The organism is Curtobacterium sp. B8 (genome assembly GCF_000333315.1).
Classification (GTDB): domain Bacteria; phylum Actinomycetota; class Actinomycetes; order Actinomycetales; family Microbacteriaceae; genus Curtobacterium; species Curtobacterium luteum.
On sequence record NZ_BACW01000253.1, the window covers coordinates 1 to 1,635 of the forward strand.

2 protein-coding genes are annotated in these 1,635 nt (G+C 69.8%); both read right to left on the reverse strand.

All coding sequences use genetic code 11. The features are described 5' to 3' along the window. Positions 1-373: dephospho-CoA kinase (gene coaE, locus I59_RS06215; protein WP_022903123.1), on the reverse strand; the 373-nt coding region annotated here is incomplete at its 3' end. Positions 374-469: 96 nt separating this feature from the next. Then, positions 470-1,635: 30S ribosomal protein S1 (gene rpsA / locus I59_RS06220; protein WP_031273104.1), on the reverse strand; the 1,166-nt coding region annotated here is incomplete at its 5' end.

Consider the following 1,635-nt stretch of genomic DNA (forward strand, 5'->3'; position numbering starts at 1 on the left):
GCGCGCCGGCAGCCTCGGCGAGGAGCGGGACGTCGTACACCACCACGGCGTCGGGGTCGGCTGCCTCGGCGGCGTCGAACGCCTGCTGCGCGAGCCGCCAGACCTCCGGGTGGGTGATGCCCTCCAGCGCCTTCCGCGCGTCCGGGTCGGCGAACACGACGGCTCCGAGGGCGGGTCGGTCCAGCGACCCGTCCGGCGCGATGACGCTCGGTCCGAACCGCGCCGCGACCTGGGCCAGCCCGGGGCTGCCGGGAGCCACCGCTTGCCGGGCCAGCCGGTCGGCATCGACCACGACGGCCCCGTGGTCGGCCCAGCGGGCGGAGACCGTGGACTTGCCGGCGGCGATGCCACCCGTGAGACCGATGATGCGCACGACGTCCAGGCTAACGGGATCGGCTCGTGGAACGCCGGAAGCCCGGCACTCCCCGCTGAGGGAGTACCGGGCTTCCGGTCGCGGTCTGCCGCTCGATCAGTTGTTCGAGCTGAGCTTCTCGCGGAGCGCCGCGAGCGAGGCGTCGTCGGCGAGGGTGCCCGCACCGTTCGACTCGCTCGAGAACGTGGAGGACGACGAGGACGACGCGCTGGCCGGGAGGTCGAAGCCACCCTGCGCCTCGTCGGCGATCGTCTTCGCGACCTGGGCCTTGTGGGCCTCCCAGCGCGACTGGGCGGCGGCGTACTGCGCCTCCCACTCGGTGCGCTGGGCGTCGAAGCCCTCGAGCCACTCGTTCGTCTCCGGGTCGAAGCCGTCCGGGTACTTGTAGTTGCCCTGCTCGTCGTACTCGGTCGGCATGCCGTAGAGCGCCGGGTCGAACTCGGTGCCCTCCGGGTCCACGCCCTCGTTCGCCTGCTTGAGGCTGAGCGAGATGCGACGACGGTCGAGGTCGATGTCGATGATCTTGACGAAGACCTCGTCGCCGACCGACACGACCTGCTCGGCGAGCTCGACGTGCTTGTTCGACAGCTCCGAGATGTGCACGAGGCCCTCGATGCCGTCGGCCACGCGGACGAACGCACCGAACGGCACGAGCTTGGTGACCTTGCCCGGTGCGATCTGGCCGATCGCGTGGGTGCGGGCGAAGACCTGCCACGGGTCTTCCTGCGTCGCCTTGAGCGACAGGGAGACACGCTCGCGGTCCAGGTCGACCTCGAGGATCTCGACGGTGACCTCCTGGCCGACCTCGACGACCTCGCTGGCGTGCTCGATGTGCTTCCAGCTGAGCTCCGAGACGTGGACGAGACCGTCGACGCCGCCGAGGTCCACGAACGCACCGAAGTTGACGATCGAGGAGACGACGCCCTTGCGGACCTGGCCCTTGTGGAGGTTGTTGAGGAACGTGGTGCGCGACTCGGACTGCGTCTGCTCGAGCAGGGCGCGGCGCGAGAGGACCACGTTGTTGCGGTTCTTGTCGAGCTCGAGGATCTTCGCCTCGAGCTCCTGACCGAGGTACGGCGTGAGGTCGCGGACGCGGCGCAGCTCGATGAGCGAGGCCGGGAGGAAGCCGCGGAGGCCGATGTCGACGATCAGACCGCCCTTGACGACCTCGATGACCGTGCCGGTCACGACGCCGTCGGACTCCTTGATCTTCTCGACGTCGCCCCAGGCGCGCTCGTACTGCGCCCGCTTCTTCGACAGGA